Annotated in this window: 14 protein-coding genes; 1 reads left to right on the forward strand and 13 read right to left on the reverse strand. The window is 42.4% G+C overall.

From position 1 onward, the window contains the following. Window positions 1-292, forward strand: a 292-nt coding sequence (locus BLS03_RS22035; protein ID WP_143015677.1) for an integrase core domain-containing protein, incomplete at its 5' end; no start/stop codon positions are given. A 12-nt stretch (window positions 293-304) separates the two neighbouring features. On the opposite strand, the gene BLS03_RS22040 is transcribed toward BLS03_RS22035, so the two are convergent. The 13 genes from BLS03_RS22040 to BLS03_RS22095 all read right to left on the reverse strand — a co-directional run bounded on the left by BLS03_RS22040 (window position 305) and on the right by BLS03_RS22095 (window position 20447). Then, window positions 305-892, reverse strand: a complete 588-nt coding sequence (locus BLS03_RS22040; RefSeq protein ID WP_088729721.1) for a 4Fe-4S single cluster domain-containing protein — start codon at window positions 890-892, stop codon at window positions 305-307. Next, a complete protein-coding gene (locus BLS03_RS22045) occupies window positions 889-2733 on the reverse strand; it encodes an AAA family ATPase (RefSeq protein WP_093279024.1) in 1845 nt (614 codons plus the stop codon). Before BLS03_RS22045 ends, BLS03_RS22040 begins: the two co-directional genes overlap by 4 nt. A gap of 5 nt (window positions 2734-2738) precedes the next feature. Then, window positions 2739-3866 (reverse strand): hypothetical protein, encoded by a 1128-nt coding sequence (locus tag BLS03_RS22050; protein WP_093279026.1) that lies wholly within the window; start codon window positions 3864-3866, stop codon window positions 2739-2741. Then, a complete protein-coding gene (locus tag BLS03_RS22055) occupies window positions 3863-5962 on the reverse strand; it encodes a PIN domain-containing protein (RefSeq protein ID WP_093279028.1) in 2100 nt (699 codons plus the stop codon). The genes BLS03_RS22050 and BLS03_RS22055 overlap by 4 nt, the downstream gene beginning before the upstream one ends. Further along, window positions 5959-10035 (reverse strand): DEAD/DEAH box helicase, encoded by a 4077-nt coding sequence (locus BLS03_RS22060; protein ID WP_093279030.1) that lies wholly within the window; start codon window positions 10033-10035, stop codon window positions 5959-5961. The genes BLS03_RS22055 and BLS03_RS22060 overlap by 4 nt, the downstream gene beginning before the upstream one ends. A 48-nt stretch (window positions 10036-10083) precedes the next feature. Then, a complete protein-coding gene (locus BLS03_RS22065; RefSeq protein WP_088729726.1) occupies window positions 10084-10620 on the reverse strand; it encodes a HEPN domain-containing protein in 537 nt (178 codons plus the stop codon). 132 nt (window positions 10621-10752) lie between these two features. Then, window positions 10753-11712 carry a 5'-nucleotidase gene (locus BLS03_RS22070; RefSeq protein ID WP_093279033.1) on the reverse strand — a complete coding sequence of 320 codons (960 nt, stop codon included), beginning with the start codon at window positions 11710-11712 and terminating at the stop codon, window positions 10753-10755. Window positions 11713-12012: 300 nt separating this feature from the next. Continuing rightward, window positions 12013-12654 (reverse strand): hypothetical protein, encoded by a 642-nt coding sequence (locus BLS03_RS22075; RefSeq protein ID WP_093279072.1) that lies wholly within the window; start codon window positions 12652-12654, stop codon window positions 12013-12015. 1 nt (window position 12655) lies between these two features. After that, window positions 12656-13747, reverse strand: a complete 1092-nt coding sequence (locus BLS03_RS22080) for a ComEC/Rec2 family competence protein (protein WP_093279034.1) — start codon at window positions 13745-13747, stop codon at window positions 12656-12658. Between the two features lie 147 nt (window positions 13748-13894). Next, on the reverse strand, window positions 13895-14065 hold the full coding sequence (locus tag BLS03_RS25735) for a hypothetical protein (RefSeq protein WP_176765669.1): 171 nt from the start codon (window positions 14063-14065) through the stop codon (window positions 13895-13897). A 105-nt stretch (window positions 14066-14170) separates the two neighbouring features. Next, window positions 14171-15334: a restriction endonuclease subunit S gene (locus BLS03_RS22085; protein WP_093279036.1), complete on the reverse strand. Its 1164-nt coding sequence runs from the start codon at window positions 15332-15334 to the stop codon at window positions 14171-14173. Beyond that, window positions 15331-16911, reverse strand: coding sequence for a type I restriction-modification system subunit M (locus tag BLS03_RS22090; protein ID WP_093279037.1), 1581 nt, complete (start codon window positions 16909-16911; stop codon window positions 15331-15333). The genes BLS03_RS22085 and BLS03_RS22090 overlap by 4 nt, the downstream gene beginning before the upstream one ends. Window positions 16912-16997: 86 nt before the next feature. Next, window positions 16998-20447 carry a DEAD/DEAH box helicase family protein gene (locus BLS03_RS22095; RefSeq protein WP_093279039.1) on the reverse strand — a complete coding sequence of 1150 codons (3450 nt, stop codon included), beginning with the start codon at window positions 20445-20447 and terminating at the stop codon, window positions 16998-17000. Between the last annotated feature and the right edge of the window lie 61 nt (window positions 20448-20508).

The following is a 20508-nucleotide window of genomic DNA, read 5'->3' on the forward strand; positions in this document are numbered from 1 at the left end:
AAGTCGTTTTTATCGACAACTGTTGTGGCGTTATCAAATCAAGCAAAGCTTATCTAGGCGTGGTAATTGCTGGGATAACAGTCCGATGGAACGGTTCTTCAGAAGTCTAAAGACAGAATGGATACCCGTGTCGGGTTATCGGAATTTTAGCGAAGCAAAAGAGAATATAACTCGATACATCTCGGGCTATTACAGCCAACTCAGGCCACATCAATATAATGGTGGGCTGACACCCAATGAGTCTGAACGACTGTATTGGGAAAACTCTAAAGCCATGGCCAAATTTAGTTGACCACTACACATGTTATTCCGAGCTCCTAATAATAAAAGGCAGCCCATTTACGACAAGATTATTCTCAGAAGAGATCCTCCATTCATTTGTAATTAAATTATCGTCCACTTCTATATTTTTATCGTAACGCTCGCTGAGGTAATGAAAGTTCTGGTTTGTCGAACCGACCCAGTTCCTGTTTGTTTCTGGTTGATGATGATCATATTCCCCATCAATTAATAGATCGGTAAACTGAATCAGCTTTAACGCGCCTTTAAACTTCTCGTCACTAAGTTCCTCCATGTTGTAACCAGTAAATATCATGACGGTTAACCCCAACTCTCGAGTGAACTTAGCGATATCAACCAAGCCTGCCGCCTGTAAAAACGGTTCCCCGCCCAGAAGCGTAATCCCCTCTATTCCATAGTTTTGATAATTGCTTTTAATACGCTGGCAAATGTCTTCTGAAGACAATACCTTTGCTGGTTTTATCTCCAAAAAAGCCGGATTGCAGCAACCGCGGCATCTTTTTAGACAACCCTGCACCCAAATCGCCGTTCTTAATCCCGGCCCTTCCGCATTGGTTTGGTCAACAACGGCGGCGATGTTCAGATAACTCATCGGAGGATATCAAAGTCGAAAGACTTACCCGCTTGAACAACCGAGATAGTTTTACCAGCAAGCGCATTCGCATCATCAACTTCTTCAAACAGAAATTGAGCCAACGGGTCAAAGAGACAAGAGACCAATGCATTTAATACGCCTCGTCCACCACTTTGCGGGTCGACCTTATCGATGATGGTGCTAAGCGCTTGATCTTCATCCTCGAAAACTAAATCGGAAATTAACCATTTTTCCTTGAGGCGATTCTTTAACGGCTCAAGTTTGGTTTTTGCTATGGAAACAAGAAATTCTCTATCTTGCATGAAGTTGAATGGAACGATATTGGCTTCACCAATACGACCCAGCAGCTCTGGACGTTTCAGTTCATTCACAAAGTGATGGCTTACAGCGCTCTTAAACGCTTCAGCGGTATTGTGCCCCGGCTGAATAGTGCTCGCACCAATGTTTGACGTAAAGACGATAAACGTATCAGAAAACATGACGGTTTCACCTTTACCGTCAGTTAAGCGTCCGTCTTCAAGTATTTGTAGGAATTTATCCAGAATTCGTGGGTGTGCTTTTTCTATCTCGTCAAACAACAACAGAGAAAAGGGACGACGTTTTACTGCATTAGTAAGTTGTCCGCCTTCTTCGAAACCAACGTAGCCCGGAGGAGCACCAATTAATCGCTGGTCAGCGTGTTCATGATTGAACTCAGACATGTCAAATCGCAGGCATGCGTCTTCATCACCGAATAAAAAACTTGCCAGTGATTTAGCTAACTCGGTTTTACCCACACCGGTCGGTCCAACAAAGAACAATGCACCTTTCGGGGTTCTGGAACGGGAGGAATGTTGCAGGCCAGAAAGTCCAGTGTAGGCTCGGATCAGTACTTTTTTAACCGTTTCTATTGCTTCCTGTTGCCCTTTCACTCGGCGGCTTAGCGTTTCTGTGGTTGTTTTTAGCTTGTCGCGATTGAGTTGCTCCCAAGGCGACTCTTTCTTTCCATAGCGATACAGAGAGACGAGCGCATCGATACTCAGCGAGCCTTCTTGTTGGCGGGATAGTCTAGCCAGGTGGTTTATGTCTCTGAGTGTCAGGGCATCAGTTAAATCTGCCAGATCTTCCAATGCACGTGAGCCGGAGCTTAGTGTTTCATCCACATCAAAAACATGAGCGAGAGACAGAATGGCTTGCTTTCTGCTCTCTCGATTAGGCAGCGGAATGTTAACTTCTGCGAACTGGGGGTTTCCTAAATAAAGAGAAGGCGGCAGGATACTTGCGCCCTGACACATAAACACCATCAGACTTTGAACCTTATCTACTTCACTTGCCGTGACAGCGTCGCGAGCGTTACGAAGACCTTGGGAGATCTGCAATAACCAACCGCGCTCTTGCTCTGATAATGCATTAACCTGACCAAATAAATAGTTCGACCAATCGATGATAAATGCAATCTTCGCCGCGTTATGATCAAGCATGACACGCTGCGCCATTGCGAAGAAATCTTCTGGTGTTATCTCTGTCGTCGGGTTTAACGTTTCAGTCTCGGAACCAAAATCTTCGCCCAAATCGTAATCATCTCCCTCCAATTCATCGGTAGATGATTGCAACTGTGACTGCAAATTTTGCCACTCTTGTGCTGTGACACCTGAAATCCCGCCCACACGGGAATAAAATACCACATGTTTAAAGCCCGCTTTTTTAAGGCTGCTATCTAATACTTCTCGCATCGGCATGATGCTATGTTGCGCCGAAAAAGCTAAATCGATCACATTGCCACTTAAGACGATACCGCGACGTAGCTTTGCCTGACGTAAAAAATCATCAAGCCAACCCGCTAATACTTTGTTATTCATTGCGCCTACTTGTTCATTCGTTGTGTTTGGGAAGGAATTGGTTTCATTACCGCATCTTCATCGTCCGGGTTACTCCATAAGACACGAGCTTCTGACAAATCTACGCCATAAATATCCGTGAGTTTTGGCAAGACTTGTTGAATGTCCTTCTGGCAGGTTTGGCCTTTGTAGTTGTCAAACTTGTAGGTGCACTGACCATCAAGTTCTATCTGAAATAAGGCTCTGTTCCCAGCGGGGCGAGATGCGGCAATCAAGACTTCATCCTTGCCTTTACCCTTTACTAATTTGGGCTTTTGTACATGGAATCCAGCTTCTTGGAGAGATTTGTAAACGGCCTTGACCATCTCACGTCGTACTGCTTCTTCTTCAATGGCGGTATCCATTTGCTTACTTATCTCATTGAGTAACTCCTGACTTTTTTCTGGCTCATCATTTGTTTTTCTTCTTACCAACTCGAGCTGCTCAGTCAGGCCAAGCGCTTTTTCTTGAGAAAGATTTTTCACGATATCTTTAGAGATCACTTGAGCAAGCTCCGCACTCGCTTCCTTCTGACTTTGCTTATTTATTTGTTCCCGCCGTCTGTGAGCTCTCTGTTCAGCTTCGATCTTTAGGTTGCCCAAAGCCGTTTTAATATCGTCTTCGCTAACACTTCTCTCGTTTGAAAAAAGGGTCGCATACAGCTCATTCAATTCTCTTAGTACCGCATTACGGCTAAGCTTATCATTCCAGTTCAATAGCTCTTGTTGCCATACGTTAAGCAAATGACTCTTGTGCTGGCGCTCCTTTTCCTCTTTCTCCTTCAATGCAGCCACATATGCCTGATGCTCTGCGTGTTCCACTTCTTTTCTTATGCTACGAGCATTACGTGGCAATGCATGTATTGCCTGACCAATGGACATGCTGATTTCACGCGCTCTAAATGGGTCATTATGCAGCTCTCTTTGCAGATTATTGAGCTGGTTGCGCAAGCGGGTGTAGTCACTTTGGACAAACTCTTCTAGTCCCTGCGCTAATACGTCGGATAAGATTGCTTCATAGCGGTCTGCGTATTCTTGCGTAGTCTGTCTGACTCGACGCGCTGCAATTTCCCGCTCTCTTGCCAAGCGATATTGGCGCTCGTGATATTCACTCATTTCACTTTTCCTTGCTTACCAAGATAATTTTTTACATGCTGGGTTGGGATGTTTTCTGCATTCGCCATGTTTCGCAGGTTCTTATCTTCGGTCACTATTAAAACCTTTCCTAATCGATAGTAGGCAGCGACAGACAACACTTTTGCATCTGCTGTGTTGCTTCTGTTTTTCTTTAGCAAGTTCAAATGTTCCTGCTCATAGTGCTGGCCTTGAGGCAGTTGCGTTAATCTGTCTATCGCTTTTCTTGCCTGTTTGGCCTTGTCACTGAACTCGCCATTTTTCTTGTCCGTTTTCAACCCGTCAAGTTCATCCAAAACAACCGCTGGTATCACCAAATAGTCGGATGATTTGATTTGATCTAGCAGCGTTAATCTGTGCATTAAACAGTTGGTATCAATCACGACGACTCGTTTGTTGTCTGCTCTTGGTGTAGCAAATGAAGTGACAATGTGCTGTTCAATATTATCTATACGTGATTCAACAAACTTTAATGAAGATACTTCCATACACTGAGGAGGCACGACATCAGACAGTTTTTTAAGTGCCGCTTTCCAGTCAGTGATTAACGTGAGCAGTCGGTGATCAGCCGTGACATGTACCAATTCGCCTGATTCAAAGTAACTTTTCCCCGCCATATCCTGAATAGCAAAATAAGCCTTGGAATACTCATTCAGCACTGGTGTCAGCATAAGATTAGGGATAACTTTTCGCTCAGATAACGAGTGCTGAATAAGGCCAGTCACACACGTTGGGAGCAGCTTTTGACTCTCCAGATGTTTATTGGCAAACATCTTCTGGTATTGTTCAAGCTCTTCTAAATTCGCGACAGGTAATACTTTGTTTTCAAGAAGCTTTAAGCTTACGTCAGGGACGACATTTTTGACCCTGTCGTAGTATCGTTTAACATTTCCGATGTCAGTGGCAGGCAAACGTTCCACAGCTTGGTCCACGCCCAATAATGATGAAAACAGTATGACGTCGACGTCGTTTGTCTCTAAAAGGTACTGTTTAATATCCTCCCAAAGCTCCGAGCCACTTAGTTTTACTGCCAAGTCAACCTGTCTCGGTTGGCCCGCAAAGTGAACCGTTGTATTACCTGCATGGATCTCAAACGCATTAAAACTGCTATCAATATTCAACGCTTTCAGGCTATCTTGCGCCTCAAATCGTTGTTTAGGAAGAGTAAGTTGATTTCCGGATAGAGAGACGTCATCCACTGCGGCTAAGCATATTGTCGGCAGTTTGCTGACGTCCACACTTTCCCGAGTCACAATAAGCTTCGATGCATCAATATTGTTCAGTCGCTTTGTATGCGCGGGAGCGGCTATGGCTTTAACCTGCTGCCATTTGAACGATGGTAATTCGAACTCCGCATGGTTTGAAAAACAGCCCTGTACGATTTGAGACCATAAAAACTCTTTGTCTGCCGCATTCAACCAACTTAGGAAAGGCTTTTCCGACGAGGTGACATTCACGTTGCCGTTGGTATCGATATCGAGAGAGATTGTTTTAATGTCCCACGATGTTTCGGATAATCGCGGTTTTACACGTTCAATTCTTATATTTGGCTTACTTTGCCACTCACCACGAATGCGCTCTTCAACAATGCCTTCTACAACTGCTAAGGTCACGTCTAGTGAACGAGGATTTATTGAAGCGACATCATCATTGACGTCTTTTCGCAAACCGTTTTTGTTTACGAGCTTTCTTAGTACCGGATGATAATAGTGAGTCTCTGACGTATTTTTGTTACTACTAGGCAATGCATTATCGACCAAAAATTTTTTTCCGCTTAGTGTTACATCAAAACTATTCAGCGTCAGTGTTCCTCCTTCATCTATCGACAGTCCGTGCATAATCTCAACGGCATTAAAGTCCATCAGATACCTGAGCCCTTCAATGAAAAATACTGCATCCGTCTTTAGTTCTTGAGTAATCTGATCAATGCTTTGGTTGCCCAAGTCATTCCGATATTTAACCAATAATTGCAGGAGGCTTTTTTCAAAAACTGTTGTTTTACGAATAGTTTGATAAGAAATCTGAGAGTTTATCTCATATACAGGCACGGCTATTTTATGGTTTTGAAGGTATCTCATTTACGCGCCCTCTTTTTTCTGTTGCTTGTCGACTCTTCTTTAATTCGCATCTCTGAAGCAGGGAATATCCGAGCAGCGCGATCGAGATCTCCAAAGATGTTTCGATACACCTGCTTTTTCTGAGTCCCCGGTGCATCCATATTCGGGAGATATACATCCCTTTGCTCCAACATATTTCTCGCACCAAAGACGATTAACAAGTTTTGTGCACGGGACATAGCAACGTTAATAAATTCATACCGAGCAACATTGGCTCTAGCCGAGCGTCGTTTGTTCTTTGGTCCGCCATCATTTCTGACCAAGCTAATCAAAATGATCGGTTTCTCTTTCCCCTGATAACGAATTACCGTATTGATTTCCACGTGAATCGCATCAAACTGAATGTTTCCACCATTAACTTTGCGGATTTCATCTCGGATAACACGACACTGAGATGCATAGAACGATACCACTCCAACTTTCTGTTTCTTTTTCTGGCTGAAGCCATTTTGTCTGGACTGCTCATTTATGTTTTTCAGCGAATGCGCAATCAAGCGGGCTTCAAGCCTGTTGGTACGCTCTTCGCTTTCTCTAAATGGATTTCCCTTGAGGTCATAGGATGTATCGATCCAGAGTATATGGTCTTCAACAAGATACTCATCGCCATCTTTAGCGCACCGCTTTTCGCTTGATATAAGTTTGTTGTTTTTTCCATCGATAACAATGCCATGCATGTGCCTTCTATCCTGGTTCTCCTTATTGATTTGTTCACTCTTCTCACGAGAATCAAAACCATATCGCAGCTGTCCTTCATAAAAATGATTAACGATTTTCATGATTTGTGGATGCATTCGATACTGGACAATTAACCGCTCGCGTATTGAAGGGTCCGCGTTTTCAAAATGCTCCTTAAACAAGGACGCCGTCACCAACTTCTCGAAGCGACGAAGGTTATCTTTGGTGAGTGTCTTACTATCCCCTTCCTCCATGGCTTCTTCGGCTTTATCCGTAAAGGCTTGCGCGTCCTGACTTTCCTGAAATACAGGCGGCAACTGCCTATGGTCCCCAACTAGAATGGCTCTGCGGGCACGCATAAGTGGCAGAAGTAATTCAACTGGTGTCGCTTTAGATACCTCATCAATAACCACCGTATCAAAGCTTTCCACCCCCGCATTTTTTAGCGTCTGTTCGCTTTCATTACATGAAATGGCTATCAGATTACAGTTCTCAACAAAGGTATTTTCAATGTGCGCCCAATCAGACTGCGCCGCATTGTTCTCTGAAAGGTTTTCAGCCCAGTCAGAGAAAAAACCTTCCCAAGGAGCTCTGATCTGACTTTCTTCCAGTAACTCAGAAGACAGTTTGTTCATACGCTGTTTAGCGTTACTCAATTGCAACTCAAAATCTTCTGACTCAGCTACGTTCTGTTCTAACAACAGTTTCCCTGCCTGATTCTTGGACTGTTGAAGGGTGCTCTGTAGCTTTCTTAACTTATACTCACAATTGGCTAAGACAGATTCTGCATGTTTAACTGCATCACCATTCGGCGTTTCTGCACTTCCGATCTCTTTTAACCAATGTTCTTGCTCATTGGTCACGATGAGAAGCGCTTCTTCTATGGAGCCAGAAATGGCGTCTAGTTTGTTTATACGCGCCGACAGTAATTGTTCCGTTTCCGATGCATTACTTACGTTAGCAAATATTTCTTTGTCCACAAAACATGAATAGGTCTGTTCATCTAATCCAGTCTGTTGTTGTTTCAACTCGCGCATCTGCCTTCTTGCATCACGCCATTGATTTGCTAGCGAGGCGCTATCGTCGATTTCCATCTTGTCTGAAAGGCGTTCAACTTCATCTGACAATTGTAACAACCGTTTTTGCGTGTCGTCATCTTGCAAACTACCCTCTCCAGCAGCTTGCAAACGCAATATATCGTGCTTCATTTTTTCAGCACGATTTGTCACAACGCGCCAAATAGGCAACGTTTTACTGATAATTAAGGCTAAGCTTTCTGGATTATCTGTTGGTTCGTAAGAGTGGATAAAATCAGGCAACTTAACCTGTATCTCAGACAACTTAAACAAGCGATGAATCAACATATGCGCACTTTGAGGGAAAAATGCTGCTTGAGTTAAATTACCCTCACCTTGTTTGATAAATGCAATACTTTGGTTTGTCGCCTGTCTTTGCTCCTGAAGATGAGCGTATTGCTCATTAGCTTCGTCAAACGATTTTCTTACCTGAAGAAGTTGATCGCGGCCTGCTTTGCACTCAAGCTGAGTGTCACTGTGTTCTTTTTTCGCTTTAGCTATATCAGCCGCAACGAAATCTGCGTGGTCAATCCATTGTTGAAGCTTAGCGATTTCATCTTTTTTGATCTGGTGAGGTTCAATCCATGATGTTTGGACATGGTTATGCAAACTACTGTAGTAACGCTCAAGAGACCGATGTTCAGAAAAAGCCTGCCCTTCTTCGGTTATTTTCCCTTGCCCCTTTGCTAAACGGATTGCTCTTAATTCTGGATGATTACGTATACACCTTAAACAATTATCAATGGCATCATGCGATTGACTGGCAAGCAACACGGTTTCACCTTGTCTCGCCATTTGCAAAATAGCTTCTGCGATAACCGTAGTTTTACCAGTACCAGGAGGCCCCTGAACCAAACACAAGTCTGGCGCTCCCATCATTTTTGCTACAGCACTTTTTTGTGCATCATTGAGCGTTTCATTAAACCAACTATCTACTTTTGGCAACTGCTCCAATTTATTTGCCTGATTGATATCGAAAAGATAGCTCGATAAATAAGGGGAATAACAACTTTCATTTTGTCGCAAATTTTTGATTGTACGTTCATGTCGATTGATAAGCGCTAAGTCACCTACTGAAGGAAATGAGATAAAACCGTCTTTGGGTACACTATCTAACAGCTCTTTTTTTACCTCAACATATTGATGTGGCTGGTCATCACCTTGTGTTTCTTCATCATCATTTAGGACCTCATGTGTTGCATTGTCTAGTTTGTTTTTCCAATCTTCTGGTAACTCAATGGTGGCTGTTGCTAAAACTGGATTATCTACACCCTGTTCGTAAAGCTCTGTCAGCACCTCGGAAAACTGTTTGCTTTGATTAGCATCTATAATGCTTAACTGATTTTTCAATTGTCCAAGTTCCATGCCTCTGGGTATACGATTAGCAAGTTTTTTATCACTGATATTGAATTGCCAATTGTCTGTCGATATACTTAGCTCGTAAGCTTCGAGAGCTTTTCTCCTAAAAACTTGATTCGCTTGTTCTAATTCTTTTTTGCTTCCGCCCACGACCAAAAACTCAAGTTGATCTTGTTCATTTAGATCAAACTTCAGATAACGCAACCCTATTGTTTTTTCACTAACCAATGCTCGTTTGAATTTCAAGAACTCCAGCCACTCTTGGAGTCGATCGGCTGTCTTTACAGAAATGAGAGGAAGTTCTTGAGCGAGTTTGGGGGTTAACACATTGTCACGTGAGTTTCGTTCTGGTTTTAAAGAGGATGCGGTTGCAAGTAACTCAACTTCATAAGATGCTGCGCTGTCATCGTTGTACGTAGTAAAAATATCTTCTGGGATAAATACCGGTTCTCTTTTTCTGACTGGCCAATATCCACGTATAGAAACCGTGCTGTTAGGAGGCAAAAGGTCGATGAAGCTTCCATGATTCGGTAACCTGATAGCTAAGGCGATACGCTTATCAGAGTTATCCTGAAGAGAAAGGTTGGCGAGAAAATAAGATAAAGGAATGTTCTGAGGGAAAAAGTCAGAAAGAAATTGCTCTAATTGCTCCTCTTCATCTTTAGAAACGCGCTTATAATATAAAGCTAACCGCTTGTTTTTACCTAATAGCCGCTTAAATGAACGCAATAAAAAGTCATATTTACTGTTGTTTTCATTGCTCCAGTATAGCGTTCCTTTCAAAGCATCAGGTGACGACTTTTGAATACCACCTCGCGACGAGTAAAAATTGAACTCTTCAACATTTGACTCTTCTATATCTATTCCTGGTTCCTGTTCGTTTTTATCTTGCGTAGATAACTGTTTAAAAAAGTCTCTTAACACAACAACCTCTAATATCTTATATTATATACATAATGCTATTCAGCAATATTATCCAATACTTAAAGCCCTATCAGTAACTTCAACTAACCCTTTAAAAAAACGAATACATTTTTCTGCTTCTGGTTTACTGATTAGATGTGAGGTCTGCTTATCCGTTACTGAACGATGAACTGCATCTCCTCTCTTTTTGATCCAGTCATTTAGCTTTGCTCTAGTGCGCTCTTTATCTTCATAACCAGGCCATGACCAATACTCTGTTACATCTACCCCCAAAAAACGTTCAAATATATCTTTCGTTTTCTTGCTATTCGGGGTGTGGAAGTACTTGAGGTCATTCTCAAGGGTTTTGTTTATGAAATTCCCGATCTGACAGCCTTGCAATACTTTCGTCTGTCTTTCAACCTCTTCACTAATCTTGTCTTCCACATACGTTTCCCAAGCAGTTAAAGTCATAATTAATGCTGCACGCTTTAATTCTTCAGGATCTCTACCCAACTCAGGGATGTTCTTCATATGTTCATATGCTTCTAAAATGCGCTCCGCATCTTGAATCGAAACATCAAATACACTTTTAGCTTGGCACATATAAATTCCTTCTATTCTGGTTGGTTGACCAGCCGTATTGTTTACAAACAAATTTTACATTTCCTAAAGACATTACTATCTAGTACCTTGTAATCCCCTGCGTTTCAGATAAAGATAACGAATGTATTAAGTCTAACCTTTCGGTTTCACGGATAGTTCCGACGTACTCAAATAAGGTACTTTCCCAGAAGGAACTAGATTTGCGGCTTTATCTAAATGCACATCCTGGTCATCAAAAAAGATATGTGGACGAAACGCTTTGAGAACTTTTGTCTTCTCTACTCCTCCGAGAAAAAAGGCTTCATCAACGTATACCCCCCAACTACGCAGTGTTTTGATAACTCGCATCTCAGATGGACTATTTCGAGCGGTTACAATTGCAATACGAACAGGAGAATACTCAACACGCATTGGTAAGCGCTCTTGAAGAGTTGAAAGCTTTTTAAGCAAGCTAGCATAAGGACCTTCTTCCATGGGAATATTTTGCTTTTCATCTTCTTGAGCATGAAATGCTGCAATTCCTTGTGTTTTGTAAACTAATTCGCTTTCTTCAGAAAACAACACAGCATCACCATCAAATGCAATACGCACCTGACCCTCTGGGATTTCAGGAGCATCATGAGGTGGTTCTTTTAGAATTGCAGCAGCACACAACTTTGAATCAATAACTTTTTGTGCATCTTCCACGCTGGTTGTTAAAAACAGATCAACATCAAAGGCGTCTAGATAATCGGGAACAGATTCTCCAGCAGTAAATGCAGAACGCGTGATATTGAGTTGGTCATATCGAATAGTATTCAATACACGCAAACCAGTGTCAGGGCTATTACGAGACATCACCACTACTTCCACTAAAGGCGAATTACCCAATTGATACTGATTCAAGCCAAGTAGAGCCTTCACTAAATGCCACCCCGTTCCCGGAGATAGCGGTTCATTTTCATGCTCACGCATAAAATCTCGGTATTTTTCAATCGCAGTGTCGGGGTCTGATGTTTTGGTATCACGGAAGATACGATCTGACTCTTCCATATCATAAAGCGCGGTGGCACTAACGCCTATAACAAGAGTGTTTGATAAATCCAATGGCATCGTTATACCTCACCTAGCTTAAATAATTATAAAAATCAGAACCATATTTTTAAATCTATCATCGTTACAACTGAGGAATATCACAAAATTTCCATATGCTTTTTTGCACGTTTTGCTACATATATGGCACTGTCGGTTAACTCAATAACTCGTGTTGCTACAATTTCCGTCAACTGACATACTGCCGCTGGTATCAGCCATAACAATAATTGGTAATGGTCGTGCACTCTGAACCTGAAATTTTTTAAGATCTGACATTGTTATATTCTCTTTTATTTAATAACCGCTAATATACGTCATTTATTCTGTAACTATCGTAGTTAAGCTCACAGCAATTGCTGTGGTAACCATTCTCTGCCCTGCATTTCGTGCCGCAACGATAAAACCGATAATGGCAATAGCAAATACCCAAACGGAATCAAAACCAATTTGTGCCATCTGCATGTCTATCAACAATTTCGCCAACACCAAGATAACCGCACTAATCAAAGAAACCGCTGCTGCATCCCGGTAAAGTAAATACGATTTATGCGTTGTTACTACTTCATCCTGATTTGTTACCGGTCGATAAAATTCCCGATACCAGTAACTATTTTGGCTTTTGTTGTCAGATTTAAGAGATTCATAATCAACCACTCTCGTCTTAAACAAGTCGATATCAATACGAGTATCCTTTTCGGCAAGCTGAATAAATCGATGACCTGGTAACACATTTCGCCAGCGAAGAAACACCAGTGCATTTTTTAAGTCCGCAGGCATAAGGTGGCTAAGCCACCCTGCTAATACACTAATTGCCAGCATCGTCCCCCCAGTATCCTTTAGGATATCCAGCAAACTGGTATCGAAGGTATGACGGTTAACCATAGTAACAGCAATAAGTTGAATAACCACTAACACAGAAAGTGGTGCGATATTTTTCGCCTTTAGAGATAAACCAGCCATCTTATGCCGCCTCATCTTCATATCCATAGTGGTAAGGTTCTGGATCTAAACTATTCCAGCCGGCTCGGTTTGGGGCATTGTGGTAATGGTGGATCCCTGTCCCTCTAGTGGCGAGAACTTTAACACCTCGGTGAGTAAAAGCATTCATCACCGCTTTTCTTGGATGTTTTGGCTCAGCCCCTTTCGCTGTGGAAGCTATAGCCGTAATCCCGCGGGACTCTCCTTCTGGAACAGGCTCCCCAACTAAACGATTAAGTACCGTTTTACCTATATTTCGTTTGCTACCATGGTGAGGAATTTGTATAAATCGAAGGTCTGCAGTTTGACCACTTTGTTCTAATTGATCGGCTGCATATTCAAGGGCCTTAATACCAGCATCTCCCGTGAACAGCGAGCGCCGTTCATCCACCAGTAGTTGGGTAATTACACTCGAATTGTTTCTAGGAGAGGTTTCTCCACTATCATCAATTTTATCTTCTCCCCAGGAGACAAAGAAACGACGAAGTGCAGAAGCCGCTTTATTAAATGCGCTTTCCAGCATATTTGTCAGAGCGGCTTTTTCTGGCATTCCTTCAAAGTCCGGAATAAGCGATTCATAAAACTCAACTGAAGGTCCGAGAATTTTAATACCACCACCGGCGTCCGCTAAACCAGTAAATGGTTCTTGAACTCTGATACCTTTTGCTTCGGCCAATTTAACTAACGACCAAGCTTTTTCTAAGTTCTCCTTGAGGCGCTCACCAATACTGTTGTCCGTGACTCGTCCATCTTTAAACTTATCTGCCAAACCTTGGTTGTGTTCCCACGGTTTATGAATCCAGAGTTCTTTGACATCCAGTTCATTGAGTACTGTTTCCAGACCGTTGATATGGTCTAGATCCGGATGAGTGTTGATGACCAAATCAACCTCAGATGTACCGTAATGATTTTTGATATGTTCAACGAGGCTTGAACCTGTATCTTTGAACCCACCATCAATCACAACAACGGTTTGCTCTTCACGAGTACCGTACAGATTGCCATAACGCAAAGCAATCGCATCACCACTCTTAGACTCTTCACCAACACCTAAAAAATCAATTTCATAACCCATAACATCTTTTCTCTCTTGTTAATGTTACAGGTTATATATCAAGTCGTGTGCCAAATTATTTTATTACATAAATTCAATTAGTTACATTAAATCCAGCACAGAAACAAAAACAATAAGTAAATAAATTTACATTATTTGCAATGTTATTTACAGACAACCTAAACTCACGGCAACAAAACATCTAGTGCCAACCCTATGTTGTCTTCTTGCTGTTTTCGTTCTTTGGAATCCATCACACCATGTTTTTTCAAACCAGTTATTTTTAAATAATTTAGGCAAATTTGAGATACGCAGTTTTTGTTTGGTTATTTTTTTCATGCTGAATATTCCATGTAAGGATACTTAAAAATTTCTGCTGATGAAGGCTTGTTTTAAACAGAGATAACAGGCAGAAAAAGAGGCATCCTAGGATACCTCTGAGATTTATAATTGACCTGAAAAGGCCTTTTGGGACAACGAGCTAAATAACAGCTCAGCACTATCAGATTGAATCATCAAGTTATCTAAATTTTCCATCACTACATTATAGATGTCTGCATATTTAGCTTGAATTGTTAATGGCGGTAAATAAACCTCAAACGTCCTTATGTCTTCAAAGTTTAACCCTGCTTTTACTGCTGCTTTGTTTTTAGCCTTAAACTGTTTAAGAGCACCATCCGATGAAAGTAAAGCTGACAAGAACTGAGGTTCCAACTTACTCATTTTTAACCTGAGTAGAGCTAAATGCTGGTTTATATGCCCTTCGCTCAACTCTTTAGTTACGACTGCAGATCTTCCTAAGTCGGCAGTAATCGAGAGCAGAACATCATTCACTTTAACTCTTGTTCGCTCGGCTTCTTTAGTATCTGGAGCATTCACATATGCTAATTCATCAAGCAGTAGTTTGTTTTTACCAACATTCTGAATACGAATGAATTTGCTACCTTCTTCCGAATAGTACTTCGCCCAGCCTCGAGATCCACTCGTCAAAAAATCGAGACAACTATTTAATTCGCCAACCTCCCACCCCTTCGGATTCGTCACCGGATCACCAAACATATCCAAAAACACGCTGCGTAAGAACTCATCGGCAAGGTCAATGGCTTGTTTGCGTTTCTGGCGAATGGCATCGGCTTTCTCCAACATGGCAGCAATGCGTTTTTGTTCTTCTAGTGGTGGGAGTGGAATTTCATGCTCCCAAAAAACCTTCATCGAGACTCTAGGCATCTTCGCACCAGCCACTTGATCACTTATCCAGCTAACAAACTGTTTGGAACGTAAGTAGTGAACTAGATATCGACGGTCTAACATTTCGGGATCTGGAAGCATCGGAACAAATTCTGTTGTAGCTAACCCCTGTTCATCAGGAAGCACTACCTTGTTTAAATATGGACGCAATTTTGAGTAGAGAACATGCCGACTATCAAACCAATGAGTGGAAGAGCCTGCCTCACTAAGTGGAGCTTTAATTTTATTAAGGATTTTTCCAGAACCAGATTCAACCATATCAAGGTTGAGTTGCCATACATTATCTTCATCGCGCACAACTGGTTTCTTCAAAGCCTTTGACGGTGCAACTTCACCAAGTTTTACCAAAGGCCAACTCATAGCATCGACTCCAACTCATTCAAATCGGCCAGAATCTCATTCTCTAGCGCTTTGAGTTTACCTAAAATCACTTTTGGTTCGTCATAAGTTTCTTGCTCGTAAACCACTTCTTTGTAGCGGTTGATTGAAAGGTCGTATTTGTTGGTTTTAATCTCTTCTTTATCAACTAAGAAAGCCTTTTGCGCTTTATCTATCCATTGCTCTGTTGATTCGCCTGCCATTACCGCTGCTTGGTAGGCTTTATATTGTTTCACCAATTCTGGCAGGTCATTATCTTTAATTGGCGTACGTTTATCATCTAGCGAAAGTCCGTCCGCCAGCACATCGTAGAACCAAACTTTATCTGTACTGCCACCTTTGGTGAAAATCAGAATTGCGGTAGACACACCCGCGTATGGTTTAAACACACCGCTTGGTAGTGAGATCACAGCTTCTAACTGGTTATCCTCTACAAGATGCTTACGCAGGGTTTGGTGAGCTTTAGAGCTGCCAAACAATACACCATCAGGTACGATGGTTGCACTGCGCCCGCCTACTTTGAGCATGCGTTGAATCAAAGCGACAAACAGCAGTTCTGTTTTCTTGGTTTTCACCACTTTCAGAATCGCAGGGTCAACATCTTCTTCGTCTAAACTACCTTTAAACGGCGGGTTGGCTAAAATGATGTCAAAACCGTTTTTGGCCTCTTGTGGGCTACGCTCGGCAAAACTTTGACTCAAGGTGTCCTGATAATGAATGCCTGGCTCTTTTACCCCGTGCATCACCAAGTTCATCGCTGCTACTCGGAGCATGGTTGAATCAAAATCAAAGCCGTTGAACATACGATAGTCGATATGACGACGATTTTCGGGGTTAAGCAAATCTCCGGTATAAATGGTGTTAAACATCTCCTGGCCTTTGGTATCGAGCATTGGCTTGCCGTCTTTATCAAACAGCGGTTCCTTCTCAATCCCTTCTGGTGAAGAATATTTTTCCAGCAGATATTCGTAGGCCACCGCTAAGAAGCCACCTGTACCACAGGCTGGGTCACAAATGCGATGAGTCTCTTCGATGTCCAGCATTTCCACCATGGCGCGAATGATATGGCGTGGCGTACGGAACTGACCATTAATCCCAGCCGTAGTTAATTTAGAAAGCAGGTATTCGTACAAATCACCTTTAACATCTTTGTTTTCTAGCGGCAGATCATTAACAAGATCCACAGCACGCGCTAGTAGCGACTGCTTTTGAATCATCAGCTGCGCGCCCTGCATAAATTCCGCAAACAGTGTGCCTTCACCCGCTAACTCTGCAAAGAATGGGAATAATTCATCTTTGACTAACGGATACAGTTCTTCAGCACTTTTGTGACGAAATTGCTCCCAGCGGATATGTTGCTTATTTTCGGGGAAACGACGAGAAAATGGCTTCCCAGTACGCGCGCTGCGTTTTTCATCGTTACGCTCGTTCATATCCAGCATACGGGCGTACATCAAATAGGTAATCTGCTCAATTACGGTTAACGGGTTAGTTATCCCCCCCGTCCAGAACTCTTCCCAAAGTTTGTCGATTTTACTTTTTAGTTGACCGTTGATCATGATTTTCTCATTCTGTTTTCTCAGCGTGTATTACTGAGATTTAATATTGGGGCTAGTGTAATGCCACTCTTGGCATCACACTATGATTAAGCGTTATTAGCCGTAACGGATGCCTGCTTTTTACCCAAGGGGACGCTGTAATGGGAGACGAATTGGGCAATTACGTCCGCTTGTGCCGCAATCGGGAAAACGCCATCCAAGCCAGCATCATCCAACTGATTAAATGGCGCATCATAAAGCTGCTCAACTGAAATAGTGCCATAACGACACAAGTGATCTTTAAGCATAATGATAAAACGCTGCTGGCGACTGCTTAGCTGAGTATGAAGCTGCTGCAAAAACTGAGTAAACTGCTTTTCAATTTCTTGTCGGTTCATGCCAATGATGGTGCGAAGAATATGATCAAGCGGCGCACTGGTATCAGGGTAGAACTCAGACAATATCGCCAAATTAACATGAGGATTTTGCGTATGCACTAGGGCACTAAGCTGTGCTAATTCATCCTCAGTGACCGCCTCACCAGCGCGAATCTTTTTCAATACCGAATCGGTATCAAACAGTGGCGTTAGGGTTTTCTCTACCTCTTGGCGGAAAATTTCATAATCCACGGTGCGAATGTCGGTTTTTACTTCATCAGTACGATACTCAGCTGCATCCTCTTTGATGTCGAGCACTGTCGGCTTAGGTGGTTCTGGTGAAACACCCTTATCACGTAGATGAATCACAGAGCGCAGAGTTTGTCGCACCTTTTCCATCTCGGTGAATTCTGCATTTTGCCAAAAGTCTCGTTCCTGTACTTGAGCAATCGTCGTAGCGTGTTGACGCACTTCGTTTAAGTGCATTGATAAAGAAGTTACTTTTTGCATCAGTGGTAACACTTCTTTATCTATCAAATCAGGTTGCAGTAGTTTAACGATTTGAGCATTAATCATCTGCAAATCAAAGCGAAGAGCTTCACTTAAGCCTTGAGTATTGCGCCACTGCATCAGTGGTGCCATTTGGTTAAGCAGCTTTTCCCTTGTTACTGGCGCCATAGCATTCAAGCATCGCTCATCGCTCAGCTCTGCTTTCAATTTCCACTGCTCTCGCACCGCTATCACGCCATCGTTTAAATCTTCGATATCGGCTTTGATTAGAGGAACTGTCTGAGCGAACAAATCCATATTTGCCTTTTTCAAAGCTTCGGTCGCTAAACGCACTTTCGCTTCAAATAATTGCTGAGCGAGTGATTTACCAGGGCGCTGTTCTTCCTCTTCAGGGTTCATTTTGAAATAGTTGAAATTATCCCAATGATCGAAAATCAAAAAATGTTTTTTATGCTGACCTGCGCCATATAAGTTTTCACATAAGCGAGTTCCGCGTCCGACCATTTGCCAGAATTTCACTTTAGATTTGATTGGTTTGGCAAACACCAAATTGACACATTGAGGCACATCGATACCGGTATCGAGCATATCCACCGACACCGCAATGGTTATTTCGTCATTGTCGCCTTCAGCGCTTTTAAACTGGTCAATAAGTTCTTCAGCACGTTCGTTTTTGGAATGGATCACTCGACAAAACTGTCCGCCATATTGTGGATAGAGCTCATAAAACAGTTCAGCTAACAAGTTCGCGTGATCGATATTGCGCGCGAAAATGATTGATTTACCCGGTAATTGTCCATCCACATCACGCAAACCGTTTTCCATTAAGTTTTTTAAGATTTGACGGTTAGTGTCTTTATTGAAAATCGCCTTATCAATTAACTTAGCATCGAATTCCAGTTCATTGGCATCGATACCTTGTTCTTCCAATTCAGCAACCTGCTCATCGGTAAGGTCTGCACTGTGTATGCCATCACGTAAAAACTTAGTAGTGTGCGCCACGACTTTGAATGGCACTAAATGCCCCTGCTCAATCGCCAGTTCTAAAGGATAATTAGCGGTCGGCATTTTGTACGAGCAGCCAAATAACTGACTGGTAGAACGCGAGATCATTTCTACTGGCGTTGCAGTTAAACCAACTTGCAAAGCATCAAAATACTTAAACAGTTCTCCGTATTTGTTGTAAATCGAGCGATGTGATTCGTCGGCAACAATTAAATCAAAATGTCCAACATCAAATTCTTGATAGGTCTGCATCATGCCTGGGTAAGTCGCGATCACAATACGAGCTGAACTCATCTTGTCTTGCTTACTTCGCCCTTTTACAAACAAAGGCTCTTTCGTGTGTTCGTTAAACGCATTCGCTGCTTGTTTACGTAACTCTTTACGGTCACAGAGAAACAGTACGCGTTTGGCCCAACCAGCAGCCAGCAATCGTTTTGCTAACGCAATCGCTACTCGGGTCTTCCCTGTTCCCGTCGCTTGAACGATCAACGCTTTACGATGCTTATCAACAAAACGCTCACACACGCGAGTGATACTTTCGATCTGATAATCGCGTCCAGCTACATTGATATCAATCGGTGTCTCAAGCAGGCTTTTACGAAGTGTTCGTTGCTGAATCAGATATTGCAGGCTGTCTTTCGAGTAATAACCAAACACTTGGCGTGGTGTATAATCTTGAGCATCATCCCAGAGAGTAATATCGTAGCCATTGGTATAAAAAATAACTGGTCGCTGACCATAACGCTTCTCTAAGGCGTCAGCATACTCTTTAGCTTGATCTCGACCTTCTTTATGATCACGACGTGTGCGTTTCGCTTCAATCACCGCTAAGGGTAAATCGTTATCATCAAACAGAACGTAATCACAGAAGCCTTTGCCCGAAGGCGAAGAAATACCCTCAACTTCGAACTCTTTCTTTACTTGCTCTGTGCTTGAATCGTCATCAGAAACATCCCACCCTTCACTACGCAATTCTGCATCAATCAGGCGTTTACGTGTTTCTGCCTCGTTGAATTCAAAGGTTGATTTAAGCTGAATGGTTTTCTCAATCAACTGGTTGGCTTTCGCTTGGTCAATTTCAAGTTTTAAGCGCGCCGCTTCTCTTTGCGCTTCCAATTGTGCTTCACGAACTTCTTCCAGCTCTTTAATCGCTTGTTCAAGTTGCGCACTGTTTTGTGCCAATTTAATTTGCAGCTGCTTGTTTTTACGCTTGTATTCTGCCTTCTCTTCGCCACTTCTAGGCGCGTTTTCAGGAGATTGATAATCAGGCAAATCATCTTGATGGCCATTGCCATAAGCGATATAAAGCCAAACACCGATGTAATAGGCTTCTTTGACTAACCAAATCGCATCGTGCTGATCGACATAACCTTCATGAGCAGCTTTATTGCCTTGACGACGGATAAGATGAAATTTATCGAGAATAAGTCGATCCACAATTTGGATAAATGAATGATTGGTCAGTTTATCGTGGACACTGGCATTCGGCTCTACAGGCAAATGAAGTTCGCTGTAGAGATAACCAACTATTTTTTCAATATAGCAACGTAACTTGACCATCGAACTTTGGGGGTCACTAACAGCATAGTTTTCTGCGAATGCACCTAAATCGGCTAGTTCAGGCCACTGATTACGTAAATGTTCAAAATTCACTGACGTTTTCACTCTTGTTATTTCCTTATCGGTCTATTCGCAATACTCGTACCATTTGTGCGTATATCTTGAA

This window comes from Vibrio xiamenensis, assembly GCF_900100015.1.
In the GTDB taxonomy this organism is placed as follows: Bacteria; Pseudomonadota; Gammaproteobacteria; order Enterobacterales; family Vibrionaceae; genus Vibrio; species Vibrio xiamenensis.